The organism is Pseudoalteromonas sp. MBR-15, from assembly GCF_053628915.1.
Genome location: NZ_JBRJHH010000006.1, coordinates 240512 through 263470 on the forward strand (window position 1 = coordinate 240512; position 22959 = coordinate 263470).

The following is a 22959-nucleotide window of genomic DNA, read 5'->3' on the forward strand; positions in this document are numbered from 1 at the left end:
AACAGGTATTAAATCTAGTTGTGGATGGAATACATTGAGACAAAAAAAAGGCTGATTGGACAATCAGCCTTTAGTCTAAGTTACCGAATTTAAATTTAACTATTGTACGTTAAAGTGACGGTTGAAAAAGCTTGTGATAGTTTGGTGCAAGTGTGTTTGCACACTCTTACCACGTAAACTGTGCTTAGAACCTGGGTACGTCATCATCTCGAACTGCTTTTCTTGATCTTGCAGTTGTTTAAATAACTTCGTGGCGTGAGTAAATAACACGTTGTCATCAGCCATGCCGTGGTAAATCATTAGCGGTCCTTTTAAGCCTTCAGCATAAGGGAAAACGGCACTTGCTTCATAGCCTTTTGCATTTGTTGCAGGGTGGCCTACGTAGCGTTCTGTGTAGTGTGTGTCGTAAAGTGCCCAGTCGGTCACTGGCGCGCCCGATACACCCGCTTTGAAATAATCACCGGCTTTAAACATGGTCATCAGTGCCATATAGCCACCGTAACTGTGACCGTAAATACCTATGCGCTCAGGATCAACGTAATCAAGAGTGCGTAAGAACTCAACCCCTTTAATTTGGTCAGCGACTTCAGCAACCCCTAAGTGTTTATAGATAACGTCTTCAAACTTTTTACCACGGTTGTAAGAACCACGGTTATCGAGTTGAAAAATAACGTAGCCTTGCTGTGCCATGTATTGGAAATACAAGTTTTTGCTGCGCCAGCTATTTGTCACTCGTTGGGCATGTGGGCCGCCGTATACGTTTACAATAACAGGGTGCTTTTTACCATCTTGATAGTTAGTCGGCTTGAATAAACGGTAATGCATTATTTGGCCGTCTTCAGCTGTCAATGTACCGTATTCAGGAGTGATTAAATCGTCTAAGTACGGTGTAAGTGGATGCGACTTATCGAGTTTGTTTTCTTCAAGCCAGGTAATAAACTCGCCGTTAATTTTACGAAGTGCGGCTGAACCTGGTTTATTAACCGATGAGCTATTGTCGATAAAGGTTTTATTATCTTTGGCGATAACCACATTATGATAAGCACCGAGCTCTGTTATGCGCTTAATATCCCCTTTTTTGAATAACGGTGCACTGTATAAATGGCTTTCAAGAGCGGTGTCTTTACGCGCTGCAAAATACACAATGCCTTTTTTCTCATCGATTCCTTTTAAGCTATCAACTACCCAGTCACCTTGCGTGATTTGGCGGATCATCTCGCCATTTGTTCGGTACAAATAAAGGTGTTTAAAGCCGTCACGTTCAGAGGCCCACACGAAGTGTTTTTTATCGTTTAGGAACTGTAGATCAAAGTGTAAGTTAATCCATGTATCGCTTTTTTCTGTTAGGGCGACCTTTTGCTTTTTCGTTTCACTGTTGTAAAAACGCAGCTCTAACGTTTGCTGTGAGCGGTCTTGCCATTGATAAGAAAGCGTTTTGTTATCTTTTAACCAGTTGGCGCGAGCAATGTAGATATCTTCGTCTTCGCCTAAATCAACCCAATCAGTTTGTTGGTTGTTAATGCTAACAACACCGAGTTTAATTTTAACGTTATCTGTACCCGTGAACGGGTAACGCTGGTTGAAAAGCTTTACTTCATCAGCGTAAATTTCGTTTCGAATCGCTTCTTTTACAGGGCTTTCATCGACACGCGTATAGGCAATTTTTGTTTCATCACCTGACCACCAGTAGCCCGTCATGCGGCCCATTTCTTCTTGAGCCACGAATTCAGCCATGCCGTTTTTAATAACGCCACCGCCGTCTTTACTTAACTGGATTTCTTGACCCGTTTTTAAGTTCAGTGCGTAAAGGTTTTGCTCGCGAATAAACGATACAAAATGACCTTTCGGTGAAAAACGTGCATCGGTTTCGAATGCTTCGGTATCGGTCAATTTGCGGCTTTTAGCTGAGGCAAGTTCGTAGTAATAAAGGTCGCCATTCAGTGGGAAAAGCAGTGCTTTACCATCTTTTGACCATTTATACTCTAAAATCCCTTTACCAAAGATACGCTGACGCTCACGTCGTGCTTTTTCTTCATCTGATAGGTTTTCTGGGCCTGAGAATAGTGCCGCAGAGTCAACTAATAAGCGGTTTTTGTTATCTTTTAAATTGTATTCCCACAAGTCATAACGGTTGTAGTCGTCGGTTTTACCTTGTAAGTAGGTAACGCGGCTACCATCGGGTGAGAATTTAAGTTGTACAGGTGCTTTACCTGCTAAACTAGGATCGTCAAAAATACGCTCTAGTGATAGTGGTTCAGCATTCACACTCAGTGCTGTTGCCACTATTGGTAAGGCAAGTGAGAGAGATTTAATTTTTTTTAGCACAGGGGTACCTTCGCTCGAATAAAAACTGCCACGATGTTAATGGTAAGCTTAGGCAACTGCAACTAAATGCTATAAAGTAGCAGGGGTACAACTTAGATTTAAGGACTTATTGATGAAAAATGCTGATATGCCATTTTCCTTGGCACCTGAATTACAGCGTGATTGTATTGAATTAGCAGATTGGCCACTGTGTAAAGTATTGCTAATGAATGACAGCCAATATCCGTGGTTTATTTTAGTCCCGAGAGAAGCGGGTTTAAAAGAAATTATCGACCTTTCTGAAACGCAGCAAGTGACACTTTTACGCGAGTCGGCCAAACTAAGTAAATTATTACAGCAGGTTTTTAATCCAGACAAGCTCAATGTGGCTGCTTTGGGAAATATGGTGCCACAACTGCATATTCATCATATCGCACGCTTTAAAACAGATGCTGCTTGGCCTGCACCTGTGTGGGGTAAGTTACCGGCGGTTCCGTATTCTGATGAGCAGATTACTTCGCTTAAAGCGTATTTTTAAACGGTGAATATCGAAAATATAGTCCAGCAAATATGAAAAAGTGGCACGTTAGCGCGGCAATAATAACACGTTGTTTTTTTGTGACGATGTTATCTTTGAGTGCCTTTGAGAGTGTGGCAAAAAGTTATTATTTTGTAGGAAGTCATTTTCCTGCCATTTTAGAACAGGATCAGCACGGTTCTCCAACAGGACTCGGGGCTGACATCGTTTATGAAATAGGCAAGCGATTGGGGCATACTATTGTGATTGATATTATGCCGCTTAAACGGGCTTTAAAAATGGTTGAGCAAGGTGATGCCGATGCCATTATTGGCCCTTATAAATCGTTTCAGCGTAACCAATACATGCTCTTTAGTGCATTACCCTTTTATGAAGACCCTATTGTTTTTTATACCAAACCGAATAATGAAGTTACTTGGCGAGGAAACTTCGCCAGTTTAAAAAAAGATGTAATAGGGGTTATTCGTGGCTGGGATTATGGGGTTGAATTTAAGCGCCATGAATCGAGTTTACTGTTATCGGAAGTCGCCAATGTGCGGGCAAGTTTTTTACAATTAATGTATGACAGGGTTGATTTAATTCTAACTCACCCCCGGGCAGCAAGGCCGGTGATAGAAAGTTTGGGTATTGCCGATAAGGTGATCATACTTTCTCCTATTTTAACGGTTAATCAAGGTTATTTTGGTTTTACTAAGCAGCGAGATTTAGCGCAATTTATTGATGAGTTTAATGCTGAGTTTCAAAAAATGTTGCTAAATGGGGAAATCGTAAAACTAAACAATAAATATGGGCTGAGCTTTGTGGCGCATTAATGACTGTTGTTTAAGCATAAAAAAACGCTGCTCGAAAGCAGCGTTTTTTGTTTAAACTGGTTATTACTCAGATGAGAGTGCGTTTAGTTTAAACCTAATACCTCTTTACCTTGTTTAAAGGTCACATCAACAGGGATGTTTGCTTGGCTTAGCTTTTCTAAATCTTTAGCAAGCTCGGCTTTAATTTCACCATGAGTCGCGATTAATTGGTCGACTTTTTGATAATCGCCGTCACCTTGAATCGTTAAGATAAGGCGCGATAGTTTTGCCATCGCTAAGCTCATTTTTTCCATATTTACGCTGTATAAGCCATCTGCATTTTTAGAAAATGCACCTTCTTCGGCAAAAAAGTTAAAACGGATCATGTTTGCTTTACCATGTGCACTTGATGCACCAAAACGCACTGAGCGGAATATACCAGCCATAAAGGTGATGTAGTAATCTTCTAGCGTACCGTCAGTGATTTCACCTTTTTTAAGTAACTGCTCAACCATGTAAAGACCAAGGATATCTGCTTTACCTTCTTCAAGCGCGCTGGCATGCTCTTGCAGTGATTGACGCACAGTCCCTTTGTTGGTGATAGTGTTTTTAATTCCTAAGCCATGTGCGACTTCGTGGAACATGGTGTTTGCAAAAAACGCATCAAAGGTGATGTGTTTACGCTGCTCAGGCACAATTAATTGCTCTGAAATTGGCACTAAGATTTTGTCGAATTTAGCGCGCATCGCGTTTTTAAGCTGTAAACGGCGGGTGCCTTTTTCAAGCTGTACTTGCTCATCATTAGGCAAGTTAATAGCAATTGTTTTGCTGCCGGCATTTGAGTGGCCCGCATAGTAAACAACATCATATGCATTAAGGTCAGCGTCTGAGCCCGGTACTTCTTGCTTGTACTTATCGTCTACGGGTAAGCCTTTTTGTAGCTCTGGTAAGAAAGCTGCAAACTTAGCTAAACGCTCACTCCACGCAAGGTCTTTAATTAACACGTAAGACTCGTAAGCGGCACGGTAACCAAAGAGTTGATCTTCGTAGGTTTCGATTGGACCAATAACAACATCAATTGGGTTGTTTTTCATGTCCATCCATGCGAAGTCAGAGGGTTGGAAGTTATCACTGACAAGTGCATCAGCACGCATGCTTAAGTAGTTTGCAAATTCTTTGTCATCGGCAAGTTTACTTGCTTCACGGAGTAAGTTTGCCGCTTTTTCTAGTTCCTGTGCGTATTCTACTGAGTAAGCCACGCTGTATAGTTTGCCATTTTCATCACGTTTAATAACTGAATAAAGGCCTGTTTTATCTTCAACTGTTGCGTTGTTTAACTCTTCTTTAGTGATATCGCTTGGGTAAAACTCTGCGCCAAGTGGCTTTTCTTCATAGCCAGATAAGAACACCTGATCGCCGTTTAAACGGTCCCATGGGCCGTAGTTGATATCTGCAAATTTTTGCACTTTTTCGTCATTAATTTTTGCCAAAAATGCTTCTTTGTTTTCACCAAATGCTTGACGCCAAAATAATGCATCCATGATTTTTGATGCGTCAATAAGTTTGCCAACCATTTGCTTTTGGTTATCGCTTAAGTGGCTCAAGTCTGAGGTTAATGTAAAGTCTGTATAGATATCTAAGCGGTTTCTGTCTGCATTGATTAGTTGCGGATTATTTTCTTCAGTATTTTGAGTCGTTTGCTCTGCAGCAGGCTTTGTTTGAGAAGGGGTCGCTTGTTGGTCAGAACATGCACCTAGAAAAACTGCACCAGATAAGATAAGTGCGTGGCTAATTTTATTTAATGTCATTTTTTTGCCCGTTAAAAAGAGAGAGTCGTTGCTTTGAAAATAAATGTGTAAGCATTAAAGCAAACCTAACATATAAATGGCAAGTTTACTGCGCAGTATGTGATTTTAAGCAATTAAATCGGTGTCTTAAAATATAAAAGTAGATTATTACTGTGAATTTCTTAACTTTAGCGCTAACTTAGACAATACTAAAACAATAATTAATCTAACAATGTCAGTCATTAGTTTGGTTTTATAAAAGCAAGCTAATTCAAGAGGATGGCAAAGATATGTCAACAGAAAATGCACTACTGACCATTTTGGTCGACCGAATTAATAATGACACCCTAGTGTTGCCTACTTTACCTGAAGTGGCTGTAAAAGTCAGACAAGCTGCAGACAATCCTAATGTCAATTTGATGCAAATGGCCGATGTGATTTCACACGACCCCGCGCTTTCTGCCCGCATGATTAAGGTGGCGAACAGTGCCTTTATGGGGCGCTCGGTTAAGGTGACAAACCTACACCAAGCTGTAACGCGGATAGGTTTACGGCAAATTAAAAACATTGCAACGGCCATGGCAATGGAGCAACTGTTTGTATCGCACAATGAGTTGATTAAAGGCTACATGGACAAAGCGTGGCAAAAAACGCTGAAGGTGGCTTGCCACTCAATTACCTTAATGGATTTTTTCCTACGTGATAATAAGAAGACGTCATTAAATCGCGACACCATTACGCTAGCGGCTTTAGTGTATAACATTGGCGTGTTACCCATTTTAACGGAAGCCGAAAAACACCCCGAAGTATTTGCGAACCCGAGCTTTCTTGCGCATGCAATTCAAAAATTGGGAGGCAAAGTAGGGGGAGCTATTATGCGAGCGTGGGGCTTCACTGATGAATTTGTTGAAGTTGCTGAGAGCTGGGCAAACCCTAACTATCGTCCTGAGCATATTTGCTATGTTGACTTTATTCGCATAGGCGCGATCTTAGAGGGGATCCTGCAAGTATCAGATAAGTCTTCAGCATTACAGACCTATTTAGATAAAGGTGTTATTTCGTCACTTGATATGTTTAATTCAGATGAATATCACGACATGTTAAATGATGTAAAAGCGGTGTTTACTGAATAACGCATTAAAAAGCGCAGATTACGACTAATCTGCGCTTTTAGTGTCAACAAGCTGATTATAAATCGCTTGCATCTCCTAATCCTTGAGTTAGTTCTTCAAGTAATTGCTTAATTTCTTCAGATGCTAAAATGAAGTCTGCATCTAATTTTACGGCCATATCTTCTTTAGGGATATCGGCGTTTTCTTCTTTAAGTGTTTCTGAGTAGCTTAGTCGTTTTATTGACCCATCGTTTTGCAGCATGAACTTAACTCGCTCTTGCCAATCAAGTGCAAGCTTAGTCACGCGCTTGCCATTTTCTAGGTGCGATTTCACTTCATCACACGATAAATCATGGCCTTTAAGTTTAACCTGTGCGCCACTATCGTCTGCTTCTTCAAGTTCTGCATCGTTGCCAATAGCGAACCCCTCAGGCGCATTAAATTGTGTTAGCCAATCGGTTAGAAACACATCCAGATCATAGTTTGCAAATGCGGGCACTACAGGTAACGACCCTAACGATTTACGTAACAAGGCAAGAAGTTCTTCGGCTTTGTTAAAACTACCACTGTTAACAACAACCCAGCCATTCTTTTGGTCAATAAATGCAAACTGTAAGCTTGATTTTTTGAATGCTTGAGGAAGTAGGGTATGCAGAATATTTTCTTTTAGTTCGTCTTTTTCTTTTTTCTTAACTGGGCGGTTTTCTTCCGCTTCAATCTGCTCTACTTTTTCAGCAACCAGTTCGTTAATAACCGCAGCGGGTAATACTTTTTCTTCACGTTTTGCGCACACTAAAATGCTATCTTGAGAAAAGTGCGATAGGGTTTGACCATGTTTACCAAAGGCTTTGGTCCAACCAAACGTTGATAACTCTTGACCACCACATGAGCGAAACAGGTCTTGTTCTAGGGCTTTATCGAAGTCTTCTTGGTTGTATGATACGTCTTGTTTAAAACGGTAACAGATAAGGTTACTAAACCACATAATTAGGCTAATCCTTTCATTAAATTTGCCCAATCATAGCAATAAAAAAGTGATGCCGAAATGAATGATTTCGGCATCAGGGGGTTTTGTTTATGTATTAAACATTGAAAGTGGCTTTGGCATGTTTTTAGGGAAACTAATGTGGTAATGCAAGCCTTGTCCAGGCTCGCTTGTTACTTCTATATCGCCACTGAGCGTTTGTTTTACTAAGTTAAAAGTAATGTGTGTGCCTAAACCGCTGCCGCCTTGGTCGCGCTTGGTAGTAAAAAATGGGTCAAATAGCTTTTCTAACTGCTCTTGAGTTACACCATTACCGTTATCTTTAAAGTCGATGATAACCTCATCGTCTTCTTCTTTTATAACAATCTCTATGATGCCGCTTTCTATGCCTTCGAAACCGTGAATGAGTGAATTCATGATTAAGTTAGTGAAAATTTGACTAATTGCCCCCGCAGGTAAATTGAGTGTTAAGTCTTCAGGGCAATCTAGGTTTATATGGTGCGATGTTTTTTTAAGTTTAGGGTGTAACGAGCGGATCACCTCGCCTAAATACTCTTTAAAATTAATTGTACGCACCGCTTCACTGGCTTGGTCTACCGCGATTTGTTTGAAGCTGGCGACCAGCTCAGAAGCACGGTCTAAATTACTGGTTAATAAGCTGGTGCTTTGTTTTGCGTCGTTTATAAACTCTTCTAATGCTTTCGGCGAAAGGGTTTTGTCTTTATAGGCTGCTTCAATTTGATTCAGGCGCTCTTGTAAAAAAGAGGTCGCTGTAACACCAATACCAATCGGGGTGTTCACATCATGAGTAATACCGGCAACAAGCCCCCCTAATGCGGCCATTTTCTCTGAGCCTACTAACCGCTCTTGGGCCATGTTCAGTTCATCAAGGTAACGCTGTAGTTCAGTTTGCTTTGTTATGAGCTCTTGTTCGGTTTGTTTACGTAAATCGATTTCTTCAGTTAAGGTGAACTTTTGTTTTTCTAGCTCGTATTTTTGTTGCTGTAAGTCCATCATTGCTTGGCTCAAGTTTGATGTCTTACGAGCGACTTCCTGCTCTAATTGCAGGTTTTGTTGATCCAGTTTTTCGTTGCTTATCAGTAATTCTTTTTGTGTATGTTCAAGCTCTTCTCGGTACAGTACCACTTTATCAATCAGGCGATTAAATGACTCTTCCATCACTTTTAATTCGTTATGCTCACTGGTTTGAATGTCGATATGGCGACCTTCTAAATCATTGAGTTCAAGATCTTCTATTTGTTCTGTGAGCTGGGCTAAGGGTTCTGTTAACTGTTTTCTAAAGGCAATTAAGAATAGGATGATCAAAAATGTTGTTTTGATCATCGCATTACCGATTAAGAAATAAATCGAGATCATAATACGGCTAAATACGACGTCTCGGCTTGAAAATAGGGTGACATCACCCACTTGGGTGGCTCTGCCTGAAAACTCAAAAATCAGCGGGAAAGTGTAACCAAATAAACCTGACGGGGTGTCTTCAATAATCGCCTCTTCTTGCACTAGCTGCTGACTGTATAACTCATGTATGTCTAAAGAGCGCCCTAATTGTGATAACACTTCACCACTGTCATCTCGCACAATAATGCCTTCAATCATAGGGATCGCAAGTAACCCCTCAGCTGTGGTGATCGTTTGCTTAGTGTTCAGCTCCCAAATGGCGCGTGTGAGGCTGCGACTGAATGTTTTTTGCAACGTGGTTAATTCATCGCGAATGTAATCCTTGGTATTAACGTACTCAGCAATAACCTGCCCACACGTAACGACAAACGTTAATAAAAAATAAACCGAGAGCACACTGGTTAATAATTTTTTTGACAGGCTTTTTTGTAGCATGGATTATCCATAGCTCCTTGGTGAGATTTGTAATACATTCAGCTAAATCTAAAGTTAGCTAATAAATGATTAAAAATAAATAAATATATCCTTTTTTACGGGATCATTTACAGATTGTAACTAAATCATGAAAAAACTTGACCTTACTGCCTTTTAAAAAGTGTGATATAAAATTAGTCATCTTTAATTTATCCTCTATTAACGCTGTGTTTGCAACAGCGAAGATGTATATTTCATGAGTAATTCTAATTTTTCAGTGCTTGTCTGTGATGATTCAAACGTTGCCCGAAAACAGGTCGTACGCTGTTTAGGTGACTGCATCAGTGCCGACATTAAACAAGCCAGTAACGGCCGTGAGGCACTTGCTTTATTGCGGCAGCAAAACTTTGATTTGCTTTGCCTCGACTTAACCATGCCAGAAGTTGATGGTGTTGCTGTACTTGAAACGATTAAAGCCGAAAAAATAGAGTGTTTTGTGTTGGTTATTTCGGCGGATATTCAAACAGAAATGAAGCAACGAGTCGCAAAACTTGGTGCCATTGATTTTATTGATAAGCCGATAGAACTTGTCCGCTTAAAAACAACTTTGCATAAATTTGGTATTCATTAAGTCTTTATATAACCTAATTGCATAATTTATCTTTTTATTAAGGGTTGACAGACTGGCTGTTTTTAAGGCAGTCTAGGGGCTATGAAAACATTTAATCACGCAACGACCATTATTATTACAACCATCATCCTTACGGGATAGTGGCATAGGTCGGTGCAACAAAATTAAAGGCCTGTGTTCACTAGAACACAGGCCTTTTTTCGTTTATGGGATGAGGAAACATAAATAATGCGAGTATTAAAATTTGGCGGGTCGTCCTTGGCTGACTTCGCATGTTTGCAACAGGTAGCTCAGTTAGTCAAACAAGAACTTAAAGATGAAATGCTATTAGTGCTTTCTGCACCGGGCGGCATGACTGATTCACTCGTTGCGCTAGCGAGTGCAGCAGAGCAGGGGCGTGATTATAGTGAGTTATGGCATGCACTGGTTAATCGTTGTGAGCAGTTAAAGGCGGATGTAGAAGCAGAGTTTGGCGCAGTTGATAATTGGCCTAATTTAAATGACCTAAAAAATAAATTGGATGGTGTTGCATTATTAACGTGCTGCCCAGACCAAGTTAAAGCTTATGTTATTAGCTTTGGTGAGCGAGTGAGTGTAGCGCTCATGCAGCGTATGTTAAAAGAGAGTAATGCGCACTACCTTGAGGCAACCGATTGTATTGCTTCTGTTGGTGGATATATTGATGCAGAAGCAGACTTAGCCGCGAGTAAGTTGCGTTTTCGTGAAGCATTAAAAGCAGCACCAAGTACCATTTACATCATGCCTGGTTTTACTGCGGCTAATGAGCAAGGCGAGCTTACAACACTTGGCCGTAATGGCTCTGATTATTCAGCAGCAATTGCTGCAGCCTGCTTAGAAGCCGATGTTTGTCAAATTTGGACCGATGTTGACGGTGTTTACAATGCGGACCCGCGTTATATCAAAAAAGCCTCTAAAGTAGATTCGCTGTCTTATAAAGAAGCGATGGAACTTTCTTACTTTGGTGCCAAGGTGTTACACCCAAAAACAATTTTGCCATGTGCTAAAGCTGGCGTACCTTGCGAGATCAAAAATACTCATAACCCTCGCGCTGAAGGCTCTGTGATCAGTAACGATAGCGTATCATCAGAACCGGTTAAAGCATTATCAAGCTTACAAAACCTTGCAATGCTAACGGTCTCAGGTCCCGGCATGAAAGGTAAAGTGGGTATGGCATCTAAGGTGTTTAATGCCCTTGCTCATGACAATGTATCGATTGTGTTAATTACACAATCGTCGTGTGAATTTAGTATCAGTTTTTGTGTTCACGAAAGTGATTTAGCGCTGGCTTTAGAAGCGTTGCAAACGGCTTTCGAACTTGAGTCGCAAGCTGGGCTTATTGAACCCGTTCAAGTACAACGTAATTTAGCGATTGTTACTCTAGTGGGCGACAATATGCGAGCGCACAAGGGTCTTGCAGCAAAATTCTTTGCTTCATTAGCGCAAGCGCAAGTCAACATTGTGGCGATTGCCCAAGATTCAACAGAGAGTGCTATTTCTGCGGTTATTGATGGTGAGCTGTGCAATGATGCTGTGAAAGTGTGCCACGAGAACTTTTTTACACATATTCCATCAATCGATATGTTCTTATTAGGCTGTGGTTTAGTTGGCCAAGAGCTTATCCAGCAACTTGAGCGCCAGCAAGCATGGCTTGAAAAGCGCAATATTAAGCTTAATTTGTACGGTGTTGCTAACTCAAAACAACTCTACCTCGACAGTGACGGTATTGCCTTTAGTGATTGGCAAGAAAAATTAGCGATATCGGAGCAAGGTTTTGACTTAAAACTCGTTGAGCAATTTGTGAAACAAAACCATTTAATCAACCCTGTTATTGTTGATTGTAGCTCAGCCGATAAACTCGCCGCGCAGTATGTTGATTTCTTAAATGCTGGTTTCCATGTTGTGGCTGCGAATAAAAAAGCAAATACCAGCTCATTTGCGTACTATCAAGATTTGATTTCTGCGACACAAAAGAATAACCGTAAGTTTTTATACGAAACCAACGTAGGGGCAGGTTTACCAGTCCTTGATAATTTAAAGTCATTATTTGGCGCGGGTGATGAACTTATTAAGTTCAGCGGCATATTATCAGGCTCGTTGTCGTACATGTTTGGTGCTTTGCAAGATGGCCTCTCGTTGAGCGAAGCAACTGTAAAGGCAAAAGAAAGTGGCTTCACTGAGCCAGACCCACGTGATGACTTATCGGGGACCGATGTTGCTAGAAAGCTGCTGATCATTGCGCGTGAGTCTGGACTTGAACTTGAGTTAAGCGATATTGAAGTTGAATCTGTATTACCAACAGGGTTTGCAGAGGGAGATTCGGTTGCTGAGTTTATGGAAAAACTGCCCAGTCTTGATGCTGCTTTTAATGACCGTATCCAAAGTGCAGCAAGCGAAGGTAAAGTGCTGCGTTATGTTGGCACTATTGAAAATGGTCACTGCAAAGTAGGTATTGAAGCGGTTGATAGTAAGCATGCACTTTATGATATTCGTGATGGTGAAAATGCACTGGCGATTCTTAGCCAATATTATCAGCCTCGTCCGTTTGTTATCCGTGGCTATGGTGCGGGTGCAGAAGTGACTGCCGCAGGTGTATTTGCTGATATCTTAAAAACATTATCACGCTAGGAGAAGGTTATGATCCGTATTTACGCACCGGCTTCTATCGGTAACTTTGCGGTTGGATTTGATGCTTTAGGTGCCGCATTGGCACCTATTGATGGCAGCCTACTTGGTGATGTGGTTGAGGTATCTGCAGCTGAGCAAGACACATTTGTGTGCTCAGGAGAGTATGCTAGTAAGTTACCAGCTAACGCAGAAGAAAATCTTGCCTATCAGTGCCTTATTCATTTTAAAGCGCATGTTGCACCGGCCATGCCCACAGTGAAACTAGAGCTTAAAAAGAACTTACCAATCGGTTCTGGGCTTGGGTCAAGTGCATGTTCTGTGGTTGCTACATTTGCTGCGCTTGATCAGTTTGCTAAAACTGACTTATCGCAAGAGCAGTTGATTGAACTTATGGCTGATTTTGAGGCGATTGTGAGTGGTGGTCGTCATTACGATAACATCACGCCATGTTACCTAGGTGGTTTACAGTTAACAGGCGATCTTATTCCCAATAAATCCATTGCGTTACCGGTTGATGAGCGCTGGTATTACGTGGCAGCTTTTCCTGGCTTTTCTCTTAATACGGCAAAAGCTCGCTCGGTTTTACCCACGCAACTATCAATGCATGACAGTGTTGAGTTTGCACAAAGATTGTCTGCATTCAGCAGTTTGTTACTGACAGGGCGTTTTGATGATGCCTTATCAATTATGCGTGATGAAATTGCTGAGCCACACCGAGCGCCACTTATAAACGGGTTTAGCGAGGCGAAGCATGCTTTACCAGAACTTGGCGCTGAGATTGTGAGTATTTCGGGTGCTGGACCCACCCTTTTTACAGTGTGTAAAAGTCTAGAAGCCGCTAAGCAATGCGCAGCATGGCTTAATGATAATTACATTAATGAACATGGTTTTTGCCATATTTGCCAGCTTGATCAGCTTGGCACGCGACAGCTATAAAGAATTTAAGGAACTACAATGCAATTACATAATTTAAAAGATGCAACACAACAGGTGTCGTTTATTGAAGCTGTAAAAACGGGTTTGGGTCGTAACCAAGGCGTTTTCTTTCCAGATAGCTTGGCGCCTATTGCTGATATTGATGCTTTATTGGATTTGGACTTTGTTACTCGCAGTAGCAAAATCTTATCCCATTTGATTGGGGATGAATTACCCGCAGACACCGTTGCTGAGATGGTACAAAATGCGTTTAACTTTGATGTAAAACTTGTTGAAGTCGAAAAGGATATTTACTGTTTAGAGCTTTTTCACGGGCCAACATTAGCGTTTAAAGATTTTGGTGGGCGTTTCATGGCAGAGTGTCTTGCACAATTTAGCCAAGGAGAAAAAGTTACTATTCTAACCGCAACGTCGGGTGACACAGGTGCTGCGGTTGCGCACGCCTTTTACAACAAACCGAATATTGATGTGGTTATTCTATATCCGAAAGGCAAAATTTCGCTAGCACAGCAAAAACTATTCACTACGTTAGGCAACAACATTCATTGCTATGCGGTTGATGGCAGCTTTGATGATTGCCAAAGCATGGTAAAACAAGCGTTTCTCGATGATGAAGTAAAAGAAAAGCTAGGGTTAAACTCAGCGAATTCAATCAACATCAGTCGTTTAGTTGCACAGGTGTGTTACTACTTTGAAGCAATAGCGCAATTGCCAAAAGCGCAACGTGCTAAAGCGCATATCTCTGTACCAAGTGGAAACTTTGGTAACGTGTGTGCTGCGATGATTGGCGCTGTACTAGGGATGCCAGTGGCAAAACTCAGTGCAACAACCAACCAAAACGATACGGTGCCTCGTTTCTTGCAAAATAAAGAGTGGGCTCCTAACGCAACGATTGAATCGTTATCGAACGCGATGGATGTGAGTAAACCAAACAATTGGCCGCGTGTTCAGCACATGTTAGATAATGCATGGTTTAGTTATGATGACTTTTATTCAAGCTGTGTCGATGAAGAGACAACCAAAGAGGTGATGAAAAAAATTCATCAAACAGGGTATGTTGCAGAGCCTCATACTGCGATTGCATACCAAGGCTTAAAAGAAAACATTGCACCGGGCAGTGCGGGTATCTTTTTAGCGACGGCACACCCCGCTAAATTTAAAGAAAGCGTGGAAGAAATACTCGAGATTGAGTTACCGATGCCAAAGCCTTTAGCAGATGCGTTAGCAAAGCAATGTCTTGCAGAAGATATTGTGTGTGATTACCAGCTTTTGCGTACTGAGCTGTTAAAAAAACTGGCGTAAAAAACCATAAAAAAGAGCGGCTGAGCCGCTCTTTTTTAGTGCAATATTGAATGACTATGCCGGTTTAAAATTCGCATCACAAGAATCACCACAGCGGTAATACACAGTAACACGCCAATCACTGAAACAAGTTCATTTTGTGTCCATTGGATCAAGGTATATGCCGCAATAAAAACAATAAATGGTTTAAATTCATAGTAATAATAGAGCTTTCTTTGATTTACTCGTTGACTTGAATGATCTGTGCGTCTTGCATTTGAGCGCATTCGCCAAATATTTGCACCCAGTAAAAAGAGTACGATACCGATGACTGTAGGCACCACATTATTCGCTAATGTGATGCAACTAATGCCGAGGATAAAGTAGCCATAGGGGGCGGCTTCGTAAAGAGGTTTTGCTAACATGAGATTTTATACCATCCTTGATATTTATTAAGACTATTAGGGTAGTTTGAAAATAGTAAAAAGCAATGCCTGTGTGCTATTTTTTATGCAAATGACATTTTAAAAACCTATGTAATATTTTAAATTCATAAATTTTCGTTATGTATCAATAAAAAAATATCATTATTAAAACACTGTGAAATAAATTCAATCCCTGTTTAAATATGTTCATCTTTACACGATAGGCAAATGTGCGTTTTCAGCGTACAATATAGCCTTCAAAAAAACACCATACACGTTGCCTTAGGAGACCCCATGTTAGAACGTAGCATGAATATTTCGGATTTCGATCCAGAGTTATTTGCAGCCATCACTAAAGAGACGGCTCGTCAAGAAGAGCACATCGAACTGATCGCGTCTGAAAACTACTGTAGCCCACGCGTGCTAGAAGCACAGGGTTCTCAGCTTACAAACAAATATGCTGAAGGTTATCCAGGCAAACGTTACTATGGCGGTTGTGAGCACGTTGACGTTGTTGAACAATTAGCAATTGACCGTGCAAACGAGTTATTCGGCACAGACTACGCAAACGTACAACCGCACGCTGGTTCACAAGCTAATGCGGCTGTTTTCCAAGCGCTTCTTCAGCCACATGACACCGTACTAGGTATGAGCTTAGCTCATGGTGGCCACTTAACGCATGGTTCACACGTTAACTTTTCTGGTAAAACGTACAACGCAATTCAATATGGCCTAAATGAAGAAACGGGCGAAATTGATTACGCTCAAGTTGAAGCGCTAGCACTAGAGCACAAACCAAAAATGATCATTGCGGGTTTCTCTGCATACTCAGGTATCGTTGATTGGGCTAAGTTCCGTGAAATCGCTGATAAAGTGGATGCGTACTTATTCGTAGATATGGCACACGTTGCAGGTCTTATTGCGGCTGGCGTATACCCAAGCCCAATCCCTCACGCGCATGTTGTTACAACAACAACTCATAAAACACTAGCGGGTCCTCGTGGTGGTCTAATTGTTTCTGCGTGTGGTGATGAAGAGATCTATAAAAAGCTTAACAGCGCCGTATTCCCGGGTGGCCAAGGTGGTCCTTTATGTCACATCATCGCTGCTAAAGCGGTTGCGTTTAAAGAAGCATTACAGCCTGAATTCAAAACATACCAAGCGCAAGTGGTTAAAAACGCACAAGCAATGGTTGAAGTGTTACAAGAGCGTGGCTATAAAGTTGTTTCTGGTAAAACAGACAACCACTTATTCCTTCTAGACCTAATTGATAAAGATATCACAGGTAAAGATGCTGACGCTGCCCTTGGTAATGCAAACATCACAGTAAACAAAAACTCAGTACCAAATGACCCACGTTCACCGTTTGTAACGTCGGGTCTTCGTATTGGTTCTCCGGCAATTACGCGCCGTGGTTTCAAAGAAGCTGAGTCTAAAGAACTTGCTGGCTGGATCTGTGACGTACTAGACAACATCAACGATGCATCAGTACAAGCAGAAGTAAAAGAGAAAGTTAAAGCAATCTGTAAAAAACTACCTGTTTACGCTTAATTGCTGGTTAAACCGTAATTAAGATAACAATAGTGTTGTTTTTTGCTATTATAAAGGCCGCTTATTAAGCGGTCTTTTTTTGTTTTTTATAAACGGAAGTTTAACCTTATGCATTGCCCTTTTTGCACAGCAAAAGATACTAAAGTAATCGATTCACGACTTGTTGGCGGTGGTCACCAAGTTAGACGCCGTCGCGAATGCAACGAATGTCACGAGCGTTTTACCACCTTTGAAGGTGCTGAACTTGTTATGCCAAGGGTGATAAAGCAAGACGGTAGTCGAGAGCCTTTTAACGAAGACAAATTATTAAATGGTCTGCACCGCGCATTAGAAAAACGCCCAGTGAGTACAGAGCAAATCGAAGAAGTCGTTAACGTGATTAAATCACAGCTACGTGCTACCGGAGAGCGTGAAATCTCAAGCCATTTAATCGGCGAGTGTATTATGGAATCGCTCAAAAAGCTTGATAAAGTAGCTTATGTTAGGTTTGCCTCAGTATATCGCTCATTTGAAGATATTCGTGAGTTTGGCGAAGAAATTGCCCGTTTAGGTGATTAAGCATGTCGTTCACTGAACTTGATAGCATTTATATGGCACGCGCTATTGAGCTTGCCAAACAGGGCCGTTTTACCACGACGCCAAACCCTAATGTGGGTTGTGTACTTGTTAAAGACGGCCATATAGTTGGTGAGGGTTTTCATCAACTTGCCGGGCAGGGTCATGCCGAGGTGAATGCACTGGCCGTTGCTGGCGATAATGCCAAAGGGGCAACAGCCTATGTGACGCTTGAACCTTGCAGTCATTATGGTCGTACTCCGCCCTGTGCTGAAGGCCTAAAAGCGGCCGGTGTGAGTAAAGTGATTGCTGCAATGGTAGACCCAAATCCAGCAGTCAGTGGCCGTGGCTTACAAATATTAGCTGATGCAGGTATTGACGTTGCCTCTGGGTTACTTGAGCAACAGGCGCGCGATTTAAACAAAGGCTTTTTGAAGCGAATGGAAACAGGGTTGCCTTTTGTTACCTGTAAAATGGCCTGTAGTTTAGATGGAAAAACGGCACTTAATAACGGCCAAAGTAAATGGATCACGGGTCCGCAAGCACGCCAAGACGTTCAAGCATTTCGCGCACAAAGCTGCGCAATTTTGAGTGGTGCAGATACCGTTATCAGTGATAACGCCAAATTAAATGTGCGTACTGAAGAGCTGCCATTTGCAATGCCAACATCATTGCCGATACGTCAGCCAACACGTGTGATTATCGATTCGCAAAACAGACTCACCCCAGATCTCGCTTTATTTAGTATTGAGAGTCCGGTGATTATTTTCACAACACAGCTTGATAATCAGCAGCAATGGCCACATTTTGTAAAACACGAAGTGGTGGCAGCTAACAAGAATAAAGTTGATTTATCGGCCGTTTTAGCACGGTTAGCCGAATTACAATTTAATCATATTTGGCTTGAAGCAGGAGCAACCCTAGCGGGCGCTTTTGCACAGCAAGACCTAATAGACGAATACATTGTTTATATTGCCCCAAAGTTAATAGGTGATATGGGCAAAAGCTTACTAAACTTTGCAGAAGTAACAGCCATGGGTGATGTCACTCAATTAACGTTTACCGATACACAGATAATTGGCGACGATATCCGCTTAACAGCGTACAAAGCAAAGCAAGCCACACACACTGAAGATAAAGAGTAGCATTATGTTTACTGGAATAATTGAAGCAACAGGTAAAATTGTTGAATTAACACAAAAACAAGGTGATCTCGCTATTCGTATTCAAAGTAATGATTTGGATATGAAAGACGTAAAACTAGGCGACAGTATTGCAACAAATGGTGTGTGCTTAACAGTGGTTACTAAACATAGCGATGGCTTCAGTGCTGATTTATCAAATGAAACCATTAGCCTGACAGGGTTTGCGCACTATAAAAAAGGCCAAACCGTGAATCTAGAAAAGGCCATGCAGCCAATTTCTCGCCTTGGTGGGCATTTAGTGTCAGGCCATGTTGATGGCATCGCGACAGTTGAAAGCATTACCGCCAATGCCAGAGCAACAGAGTACTGGCTAAGTACCGACCATAATTTAATGAAATACATACCGTATAAAGGGTCGGTATGTATTGATGGAATTAGTTTAACGGTGAATGAGGTCGAGCAAAATCGCTTCAAGCTGACCATTGTTCCACACACCGCTGAGCAAACGACGATTGCAGAATTTCAAGTGGGCACGCAGGTTAACTTAGAAGTTGATCAAATTGCTCGCTACTTAGAGCGCCTGATCAAAGGGGCTGAACAACCTTCCCGTTCAGACATATCTATGAGCTTGTTAGCGCAAGCTGGTTTTATTAAATAAGCGAAGATACGTCATTATTAATCATACTCTCATGGGCACATTATGAATTTACACAGCGCGCAAGAAATTATCGATGACATTAAAGCCGGTAAAATGGTTATTTTAATGGACGATGAAGATAGAGAAAATGAAGGCGATTTAATTATCGCAGCAGAGCACATAAGTGCAGATGCTATCAATTTTATGGCAACGCATGGTCGTGGTTTAATTTGTTTAACCATGACTCAAGAGCGTTGTCAGCAGTTAGAATTACCGTTAATGGTTAAAAATAACGGAGCGGCTTTCTCAACAAACTTTACAATGTCGATTGAAGCTGCAAAAGGCGTAACAACCGGTATTTCAGCTGCTGACCGTGCACGCACAGTGCAAGCGGCCATCGCGAAAGGAGCTGTGCCAAGCGATATCGTACAGCCGGGTCATATTTTCCCTATTATGGCACAACCTGGCGGCGTTCTTACCCGTGCGGGTCACACTGAAGCGGGCTGTGATTTAGCGCGCTTGGCTGGTCTTGAGCCTTCTTCTGTTATTGTTGAAATTCTCAATGCCGATGGCACCATGGCCCGTCGTCCCGACCTTGAAGTGTTTGCTAAAGAGCATGGTCTGAAGATTGGTACAATTGCTGATTTAATCGAGTACAGAAATCTAAACGAAACCACCATTGAACGTGTTGCAAAATGTAAGTTGCCAACCGATCACGGTGAATTCGATTTAGTAACGTATAAAGACACCATTGATGGTCAGCTCCACTATGCATTGCAAAAAGGCGACGTATCGAAAGATGACGCTACGTTAGTACGTGTTCACTTACAAAGTACGTTTAACGATATTTTACTGTCAGACCGCAGCGCAGATCGTAGCTGGAGTTTATCAGATGCAATGGCCTATATTGCTGAGCATAACGGCGTATTGGTTATCTTAGGTAAACAAGAATCAACCGAAGATCTTGAAGCAACGGTCAAAGCATTTGCAGCAGAAGATGCGGGTGAAAATGTCAGTCATCGTAAATTCCAAGGCACGTCACGCACAGTGGGTGTGGGGTCACAAATTTTAGCAGACCTTGGCATTGAGAAAATGCGCTTGATGAGTCGTCCGAAGAAGTATCATGCATTGTCTGGTTTCCACTTAGAAGTGGTTGATTACGTTGAGCCGCAGTCTTAATTAACGCACAGCTTAGTTAACAAATTTTACTAGCAAGCTAATTTTAAGGCCAAGGTATTCTTGGCCTATTGCATGTAAATTCAAGGCAGTAAGCGTTAAAAGTAACCGCTGGAGATAGATTTATTATCCAGAGTTCAGGTTAACTAGGCGACTTTTATATTTTTGTGGTATTATGCGCCGTAATTTTTGCGCAATCGCAACCGCTTAAACTTATTTTTTAGGGTTATTAAATGAAAATTATTGAAGGTAACAAATACGCACCGGGCAAAAAATTTGCCATTGTCATTTCACGCTTTAATGACTTTATTGGTAGCAGCCTTTTAGCAGGTGCTGTTGATGAGCTTAAGCGCACAGGTGGTGTATCTGACGACGACATTACTGTTGTTTACGTACCAGGTGCCGTTGAATTACCTTTAGCAGCGAAACGCGTTGCAGCAAAGAAAGAACATGATGCAATCATCGCCCTCGGTGTCGTGATCAGAGGTGGTACACCACACTTTGATTTAGTCGCTGGCGAATCAAACAAAGGTCTTGCACAAGTATCACTTGAGTACGATATCCCGGTTGCATTTGGCGTATTAACCACTGAAAGCATTGAACAAGCAATCGAACGCGCAGGCACCAAAATGGGCAATAAAGGCGGCGAAGCTGCTTTAGGCGCGCTCGAAATGGTTAATGTGTTAGACAAAATTTAAGTTTAAGGAATCTCTGTGAAACCAGCAGCAAGACGTAAAGCACGCATCTTAGCACTTCAGGCCGTATATTCTTGGCAGTTAAGTGCCAACCCAATTGCTGATATCGAACAGCAAATGTTAATTGAAAATGATGTGACTAAAATCGACGTCGAATATTTCAAAGACCTAGCACGTGGTGTTGTTGTTAACTGTAAGCAACTTGATGAGATTGTTGCACCACATTTAGCACGCCCTGCTGATGAGTTAGATATGGTCGAAAAAGCAATTTTACGTCTGTCTGCCTATGAGCTTAAGTTCCGTGAAGACGTACCTTATAAAGTAGCAATCAATGAAGGTATTGAGCTTGCGAAAATGTTTGGTGCTGAAGACAGTCATAAATTTGTCAACGGTGTACTTGATAAAGCAGTTAAAGAACTGCGTAAGTAAGTAACCCCGTAGAGGAGAGCCGGCTTGGGCCGGCTTTTTTGTGTATGAAGGAATTTGAATTAATCAATCGTTACTTTAAAGGTCGCGGTATTATCCGCCGTGATGTAAACCTTGGAATAGGTGACGATTGTGCGTTGGTCACCGTGCCTGAAAACTGTCAGTTAGCCGTGACAACTGATACCCTAGTTGCAGGAGTTCACTTTTTTGATGATATCTCTCCTCGTGCACTTGGACATCGAGCACTGGCCGTCAACTTAAGTGATTTAGCGGCGATGGGTGCAGAGCCTACGTGGATTTCGGTTGGTTTAACTTTGCCAGAAGCAAACGTTGAATGGCTTGAAGAGTTCACTGAAGGGATGCATGAAATTGCCGAATACTTTAATGTGCAAATTATAGGGGGAGACACCACGCAAGGGCCTCTCACCATTACTATTTGTGCAAAAGGTATCGTACCGCAAGGCAAAGCTCTGCGTCGCAGTGGTGCAAAAGTGGGTGATTGGATTTACGTGACAGGCCCCTTAGGTGATGCAGGTGTGGCGATTGAAGCGCGCAAGCAAGGTTTCAATATCGCACCAGAGCATTTATCGTATTTAAATAATCGCTTTGATTACCCCGCTCCTCGTGTTGCCGCAGGACAAGTATTGCGTGGTGCAGCATCTGCTGCAATCGATATCTCCGATGGCTTGTTGGCTGACTTAGGGCATATTTTAGCGCTTTCTCAAGTAAGCGCGGTTATAAATGTTGATAAAGTTCCGGTGTCTGACGCCGTGAATGCGTCAATTCCGCGTGCTGAGCAGTTTGATTATATTTTAAATTATGGTGACGATTACGAACTACTTTTCACTGTGCCAGAAAGTAACAAAAGCATGGTGGATATGAAGCTTCGTCAGTATGGCGTTGAAGCCAGTTGTATTGGACAAATCAAAAATGGCGTAGGCGAAATTGAACTTTTACTTGATGGTGAAAAATTTAACTATCAAGGTAAAGGATTTCAGCATTTTACGAAGGAGCCGGTTTGAGCAGTAACCGTTTATTCAATTTAAAACGTCCACATCAATTTTTTGGTTTGGGTTTCGGTTTAGGTTTAGCGCCTAAAGCGCCGGGTACATTTGGTACTTTTGCTGCGTTGCCACTAATTTTTACTACAATGTACTTTCCACTGTGGTTGCAAATTGTGTTTGCTGTGGTGATTAGTGTGTTTGGTATTTGGGCATGCGGTAAAACAGCTGATGACTTAGGGGTACATGATCATCCTGCCATTGTATGGGACGAAGTAGCTGGTTATTATATCACCATGATTGGTGCTGCTCTCAGTTGGCAGTCACTGTTAGTTGGTTTTTTATTGTTCCGTTTTTTTGATATCGCTAAACCAGGCCCAATACGTATTCTTGATAGACGTTTACATGGTGGTCTGGGCATCATGGCTGATGATATTCTAGCAGGTGTATTTTCATTGATTTGTGTTCAAGCTTTGTTTAAAAGTGGCCTTTTACCTTTTTAAG

General features: G+C 41.8%; 21 protein-coding genes. 16 read left to right on the forward strand and 5 right to left on the reverse strand.

Translation table 11 applies throughout. The features are described from left to right. Positions 1–99: 99 nt before the first annotated feature. Entirely contained in the window at positions 100–2325 is a 2226-nt protein-coding gene (locus tag ACSSVW_RS10585; protein ID WP_036966286.1) for a S9 family peptidase, read from the reverse strand. Positions 2326–2437: 112 nt separating this feature from the next. Here ACSSVW_RS10585 and ACSSVW_RS10590 point away from each other — a divergent pair, with 112 nt between their 5' ends. Together ACSSVW_RS10590 and ACSSVW_RS10595 are read left to right on the forward strand one after the other, a co-directional pair. Beyond that, positions 2438–2842 carry an HIT domain-containing protein gene (locus tag ACSSVW_RS10590; protein WP_421418792.1) on the forward strand — a complete coding sequence of 135 codons (405 nt, stop codon included), beginning with the start codon at positions 2438–2440 and terminating at the stop codon, positions 2840–2842. A 32-nt stretch (positions 2843–2874) separates the two neighbouring features. Then, positions 2875–3654 (forward strand): substrate-binding periplasmic protein, encoded by a 780-nt coding sequence (locus ACSSVW_RS10595; RefSeq protein ID WP_180311056.1) that lies wholly within the window; start codon positions 2875–2877, stop codon positions 3652–3654. Between the two features lie 83 nt (positions 3655–3737). Here the strand turns inward: ACSSVW_RS10595 and ACSSVW_RS10600 are convergent, their stop codons facing one another. Next, a complete protein-coding gene (locus ACSSVW_RS10600; RefSeq protein ID WP_065979727.1) occupies positions 3738–5441 on the reverse strand; it encodes a dipeptidyl-peptidase 3 family protein in 1704 nt (567 codons plus the stop codon). Between the two features lie 269 nt (positions 5442–5710). Here ACSSVW_RS10600 and ACSSVW_RS10605 point away from each other — a divergent pair, with 269 nt between their 5' ends. Further along, entirely contained in the window at positions 5711–6553 is an 843-nt protein-coding gene (locus ACSSVW_RS10605; RefSeq protein WP_036966295.1) for an HDOD domain-containing protein, read from the forward strand. A gap of 55 nt (positions 6554–6608) precedes the next feature. Here ACSSVW_RS10605 and rdgC read toward each other — a convergent pair whose 3' ends face one another. After that, on the reverse strand, positions 6609–7517 hold the full coding sequence (gene rdgC, locus ACSSVW_RS10610) for a recombination-associated protein RdgC (protein ID WP_036966297.1): 909 nt from the start codon (positions 7515–7517) through the stop codon (positions 6609–6611). Positions 7518–7607: 90 nt separating this feature from the next. Then, positions 7608–9371, reverse strand: coding sequence for a sensor histidine kinase (locus tag ACSSVW_RS10615; RefSeq protein ID WP_036966299.1), 1764 nt, complete (start codon positions 9369–9371; stop codon positions 7608–7610). A gap of 235 nt (positions 9372–9606) precedes the next feature. On the opposite strand from ACSSVW_RS10615, the gene ACSSVW_RS10620 reads away from it, so the two are divergent. The 4 genes from ACSSVW_RS10620 to thrC all read left to right on the forward strand — a co-directional run bounded on the left by ACSSVW_RS10620 (position 9607) and on the right by thrC (position 14865). Further along, entirely contained in the window at positions 9607–9981 is a 375-nt protein-coding gene (locus ACSSVW_RS10620) for a response regulator (RefSeq protein WP_036966301.1), read from the forward strand. Positions 9982–10209: 228 nt separating this feature from the next. Next, the gene (gene thrA / locus ACSSVW_RS10625) at positions 10210–12627 is read left to right on the forward strand and encodes a bifunctional aspartate kinase/homoserine dehydrogenase I (protein ID WP_075594057.1); all 2418 of its coding nucleotides are present in this window, start codon (positions 10210–10212) and stop codon (positions 12625–12627) included. Positions 12628–12636: 9 nt separating this feature from the next. Next, positions 12637–13563: a homoserine kinase gene (gene thrB, locus ACSSVW_RS10630; RefSeq protein WP_074988905.1), complete on the forward strand. Its 927-nt coding sequence runs from the start codon at positions 12637–12639 to the stop codon at positions 13561–13563. 18 nt (positions 13564–13581) lie between these two features. Beyond that, a complete protein-coding gene (thrC, locus tag ACSSVW_RS10635; RefSeq protein ID WP_065979731.1) occupies positions 13582–14865 on the forward strand; it encodes a threonine synthase in 1284 nt (427 codons plus the stop codon). A 35-nt stretch (positions 14866–14900) separates the two neighbouring features. On the opposite strand, the gene ACSSVW_RS10640 is transcribed toward thrC, so the two are convergent. Beyond that, a complete protein-coding gene (locus ACSSVW_RS10640; protein WP_036966310.1) occupies positions 14901–15269 on the reverse strand; it encodes a hypothetical protein in 369 nt (122 codons plus the stop codon). Positions 15270–15563: 294 nt separating this feature from the next. Between ACSSVW_RS10640 and glyA the strand changes: the two genes are divergently transcribed. From glyA to ACSSVW_RS10685, 9 genes are all read left to right on the forward strand, one after another. Then, complete coding sequence (gene glyA / locus ACSSVW_RS10645) at positions 15564–16820, forward strand: serine hydroxymethyltransferase (protein WP_036966312.1); 1257 nt, start codon at positions 15564–15566, stop codon at positions 16818–16820. A 108-nt stretch (positions 16821–16928) separates the two neighbouring features. Continuing rightward, on the forward strand, positions 16929–17378 hold the full coding sequence (nrdR, locus tag ACSSVW_RS10650; protein WP_036966316.1) for a transcriptional regulator NrdR: 450 nt from the start codon (positions 16929–16931) through the stop codon (positions 17376–17378). A 2-nt stretch (positions 17379–17380) separates the two neighbouring features. Further along, the gene (gene ribD / locus ACSSVW_RS10655; RefSeq protein WP_036966319.1) at positions 17381–18520 is read left to right on the forward strand and encodes a bifunctional diaminohydroxyphosphoribosylaminopyrimidine deaminase/5-amino-6-(5-phosphoribosylamino)uracil reductase RibD; all 1140 of its coding nucleotides are present in this window, start codon (positions 17381–17383) and stop codon (positions 18518–18520) included. Between the two features lie 4 nt (positions 18521–18524). Beyond that, positions 18525–19178: a riboflavin synthase gene (locus ACSSVW_RS10660; RefSeq protein WP_036966322.1), complete on the forward strand. Its 654-nt coding sequence runs from the start codon at positions 18525–18527 to the stop codon at positions 19176–19178. A 42-nt stretch (positions 19179–19220) separates the two neighbouring features. Further along, the gene (gene ribBA, locus ACSSVW_RS10665) at positions 19221–20336 is read left to right on the forward strand and encodes a bifunctional 3,4-dihydroxy-2-butanone-4-phosphate synthase/GTP cyclohydrolase II (RefSeq protein ID WP_065979732.1); all 1116 of its coding nucleotides are present in this window, start codon (positions 19221–19223) and stop codon (positions 20334–20336) included. Between the two features lie 230 nt (positions 20337–20566). Then, a complete protein-coding gene (gene ribH, locus ACSSVW_RS10670) occupies positions 20567–21031 on the forward strand; it encodes a 6,7-dimethyl-8-ribityllumazine synthase (RefSeq protein ID WP_036966328.1) in 465 nt (154 codons plus the stop codon). A 15-nt stretch (positions 21032–21046) separates the two neighbouring features. Then, positions 21047–21457, forward strand: coding sequence for a transcription antitermination factor NusB (gene nusB, locus ACSSVW_RS10675; RefSeq protein ID WP_036966330.1), 411 nt, complete (start codon positions 21047–21049; stop codon positions 21455–21457). Positions 21458–21501: 44 nt separating this feature from the next. Further along, positions 21502–22476, forward strand: a complete 975-nt coding sequence (gene thiL, locus ACSSVW_RS10680; protein ID WP_036966332.1) for a thiamine-phosphate kinase — start codon at positions 21502–21504, stop codon at positions 22474–22476. After that, positions 22473–22958 carry a phosphatidylglycerophosphatase A family protein gene (locus ACSSVW_RS10685; RefSeq protein WP_036966334.1) on the forward strand — a complete coding sequence of 162 codons (486 nt, stop codon included), beginning with the start codon at positions 22473–22475 and terminating at the stop codon, positions 22956–22958. Before thiL ends, ACSSVW_RS10685 begins: the two co-directional genes overlap by 4 nt. The last annotated feature ends 1 nt before the right edge of the window (position 22959 follow it).

Bases quoted from the DNA above. Each gene is read 5' to 3' on its own strand.
- ACSSVW_RS10590 (WP_421418792.1), top strand. From the start codon at position 2,438: ATGAAAAATGCTGATATGCCATTTTCCTTGGCACCTGAATTACAGCGT.
- ACSSVW_RS10595 (WP_180311056.1), top strand. From the start codon at position 2,875: ATGAAAAAGTGGCACGTTAGCGCGGCAATAATAACACGTTGTTTTTTT.
- ACSSVW_RS10600 (WP_065979727.1), bottom strand. From the start codon at position 5,441: ATGACATTAAATAAAATTAGCCACGCACTTATCTTATCTGGTGCAGTT.
- ACSSVW_RS10605 (WP_036966295.1), top strand. From the start codon at position 5,711: ATGTCAACAGAAAATGCACTACTGACCATTTTGGTCGACCGAATTAAT.
- rdgC (WP_036966297.1), bottom strand. From the start codon at position 7,517: ATGTGGTTTAGTAACCTTATCTGTTACCGTTTTAAACAAGACGTATCA.
- ACSSVW_RS10615 (WP_036966299.1), bottom strand. From the start codon at position 9,371: ATGCTACAAAAAAGCCTGTCAAAAAAATTATTAACCAGTGTGCTCTCG.
- ACSSVW_RS10620 (WP_036966301.1), top strand. From the start codon at position 9,607: ATGAGTAATTCTAATTTTTCAGTGCTTGTCTGTGATGATTCAAACGTT.
- thrA (WP_075594057.1), top strand. From the start codon at position 10,210: ATGCGAGTATTAAAATTTGGCGGGTCGTCCTTGGCTGACTTCGCATGT.
- thrB (WP_074988905.1), top strand. From the start codon at position 12,637: ATGATCCGTATTTACGCACCGGCTTCTATCGGTAACTTTGCGGTTGGA.
- thrC (WP_065979731.1), top strand. From the start codon at position 13,582: ATGCAATTACATAATTTAAAAGATGCAACACAACAGGTGTCGTTTATT.
- ACSSVW_RS10640 (WP_036966310.1), bottom strand. From the start codon at position 15,269: ATGTTAGCAAAACCTCTTTACGAAGCCGCCCCCTATGGCTACTTTATC.
- glyA (WP_036966312.1), top strand. From the start codon at position 15,564: ATGTTAGAACGTAGCATGAATATTTCGGATTTCGATCCAGAGTTATTT.
- nrdR (WP_036966316.1), top strand. From the start codon at position 16,929: ATGCATTGCCCTTTTTGCACAGCAAAAGATACTAAAGTAATCGATTCA.
- ribD (WP_036966319.1), top strand. From the start codon at position 17,381: ATGTCGTTCACTGAACTTGATAGCATTTATATGGCACGCGCTATTGAG.
- ACSSVW_RS10660 (WP_036966322.1), top strand. From the start codon at position 18,525: ATGTTTACTGGAATAATTGAAGCAACAGGTAAAATTGTTGAATTAACA.
- ribBA (WP_065979732.1), top strand. From the start codon at position 19,221: ATGAATTTACACAGCGCGCAAGAAATTATCGATGACATTAAAGCCGGT.
- ribH (WP_036966328.1), top strand. From the start codon at position 20,567: ATGAAAATTATTGAAGGTAACAAATACGCACCGGGCAAAAAATTTGCC.
- thiL (WP_036966332.1), top strand. From the start codon at position 21,502: ATGAAGGAATTTGAATTAATCAATCGTTACTTTAAAGGTCGCGGTATT.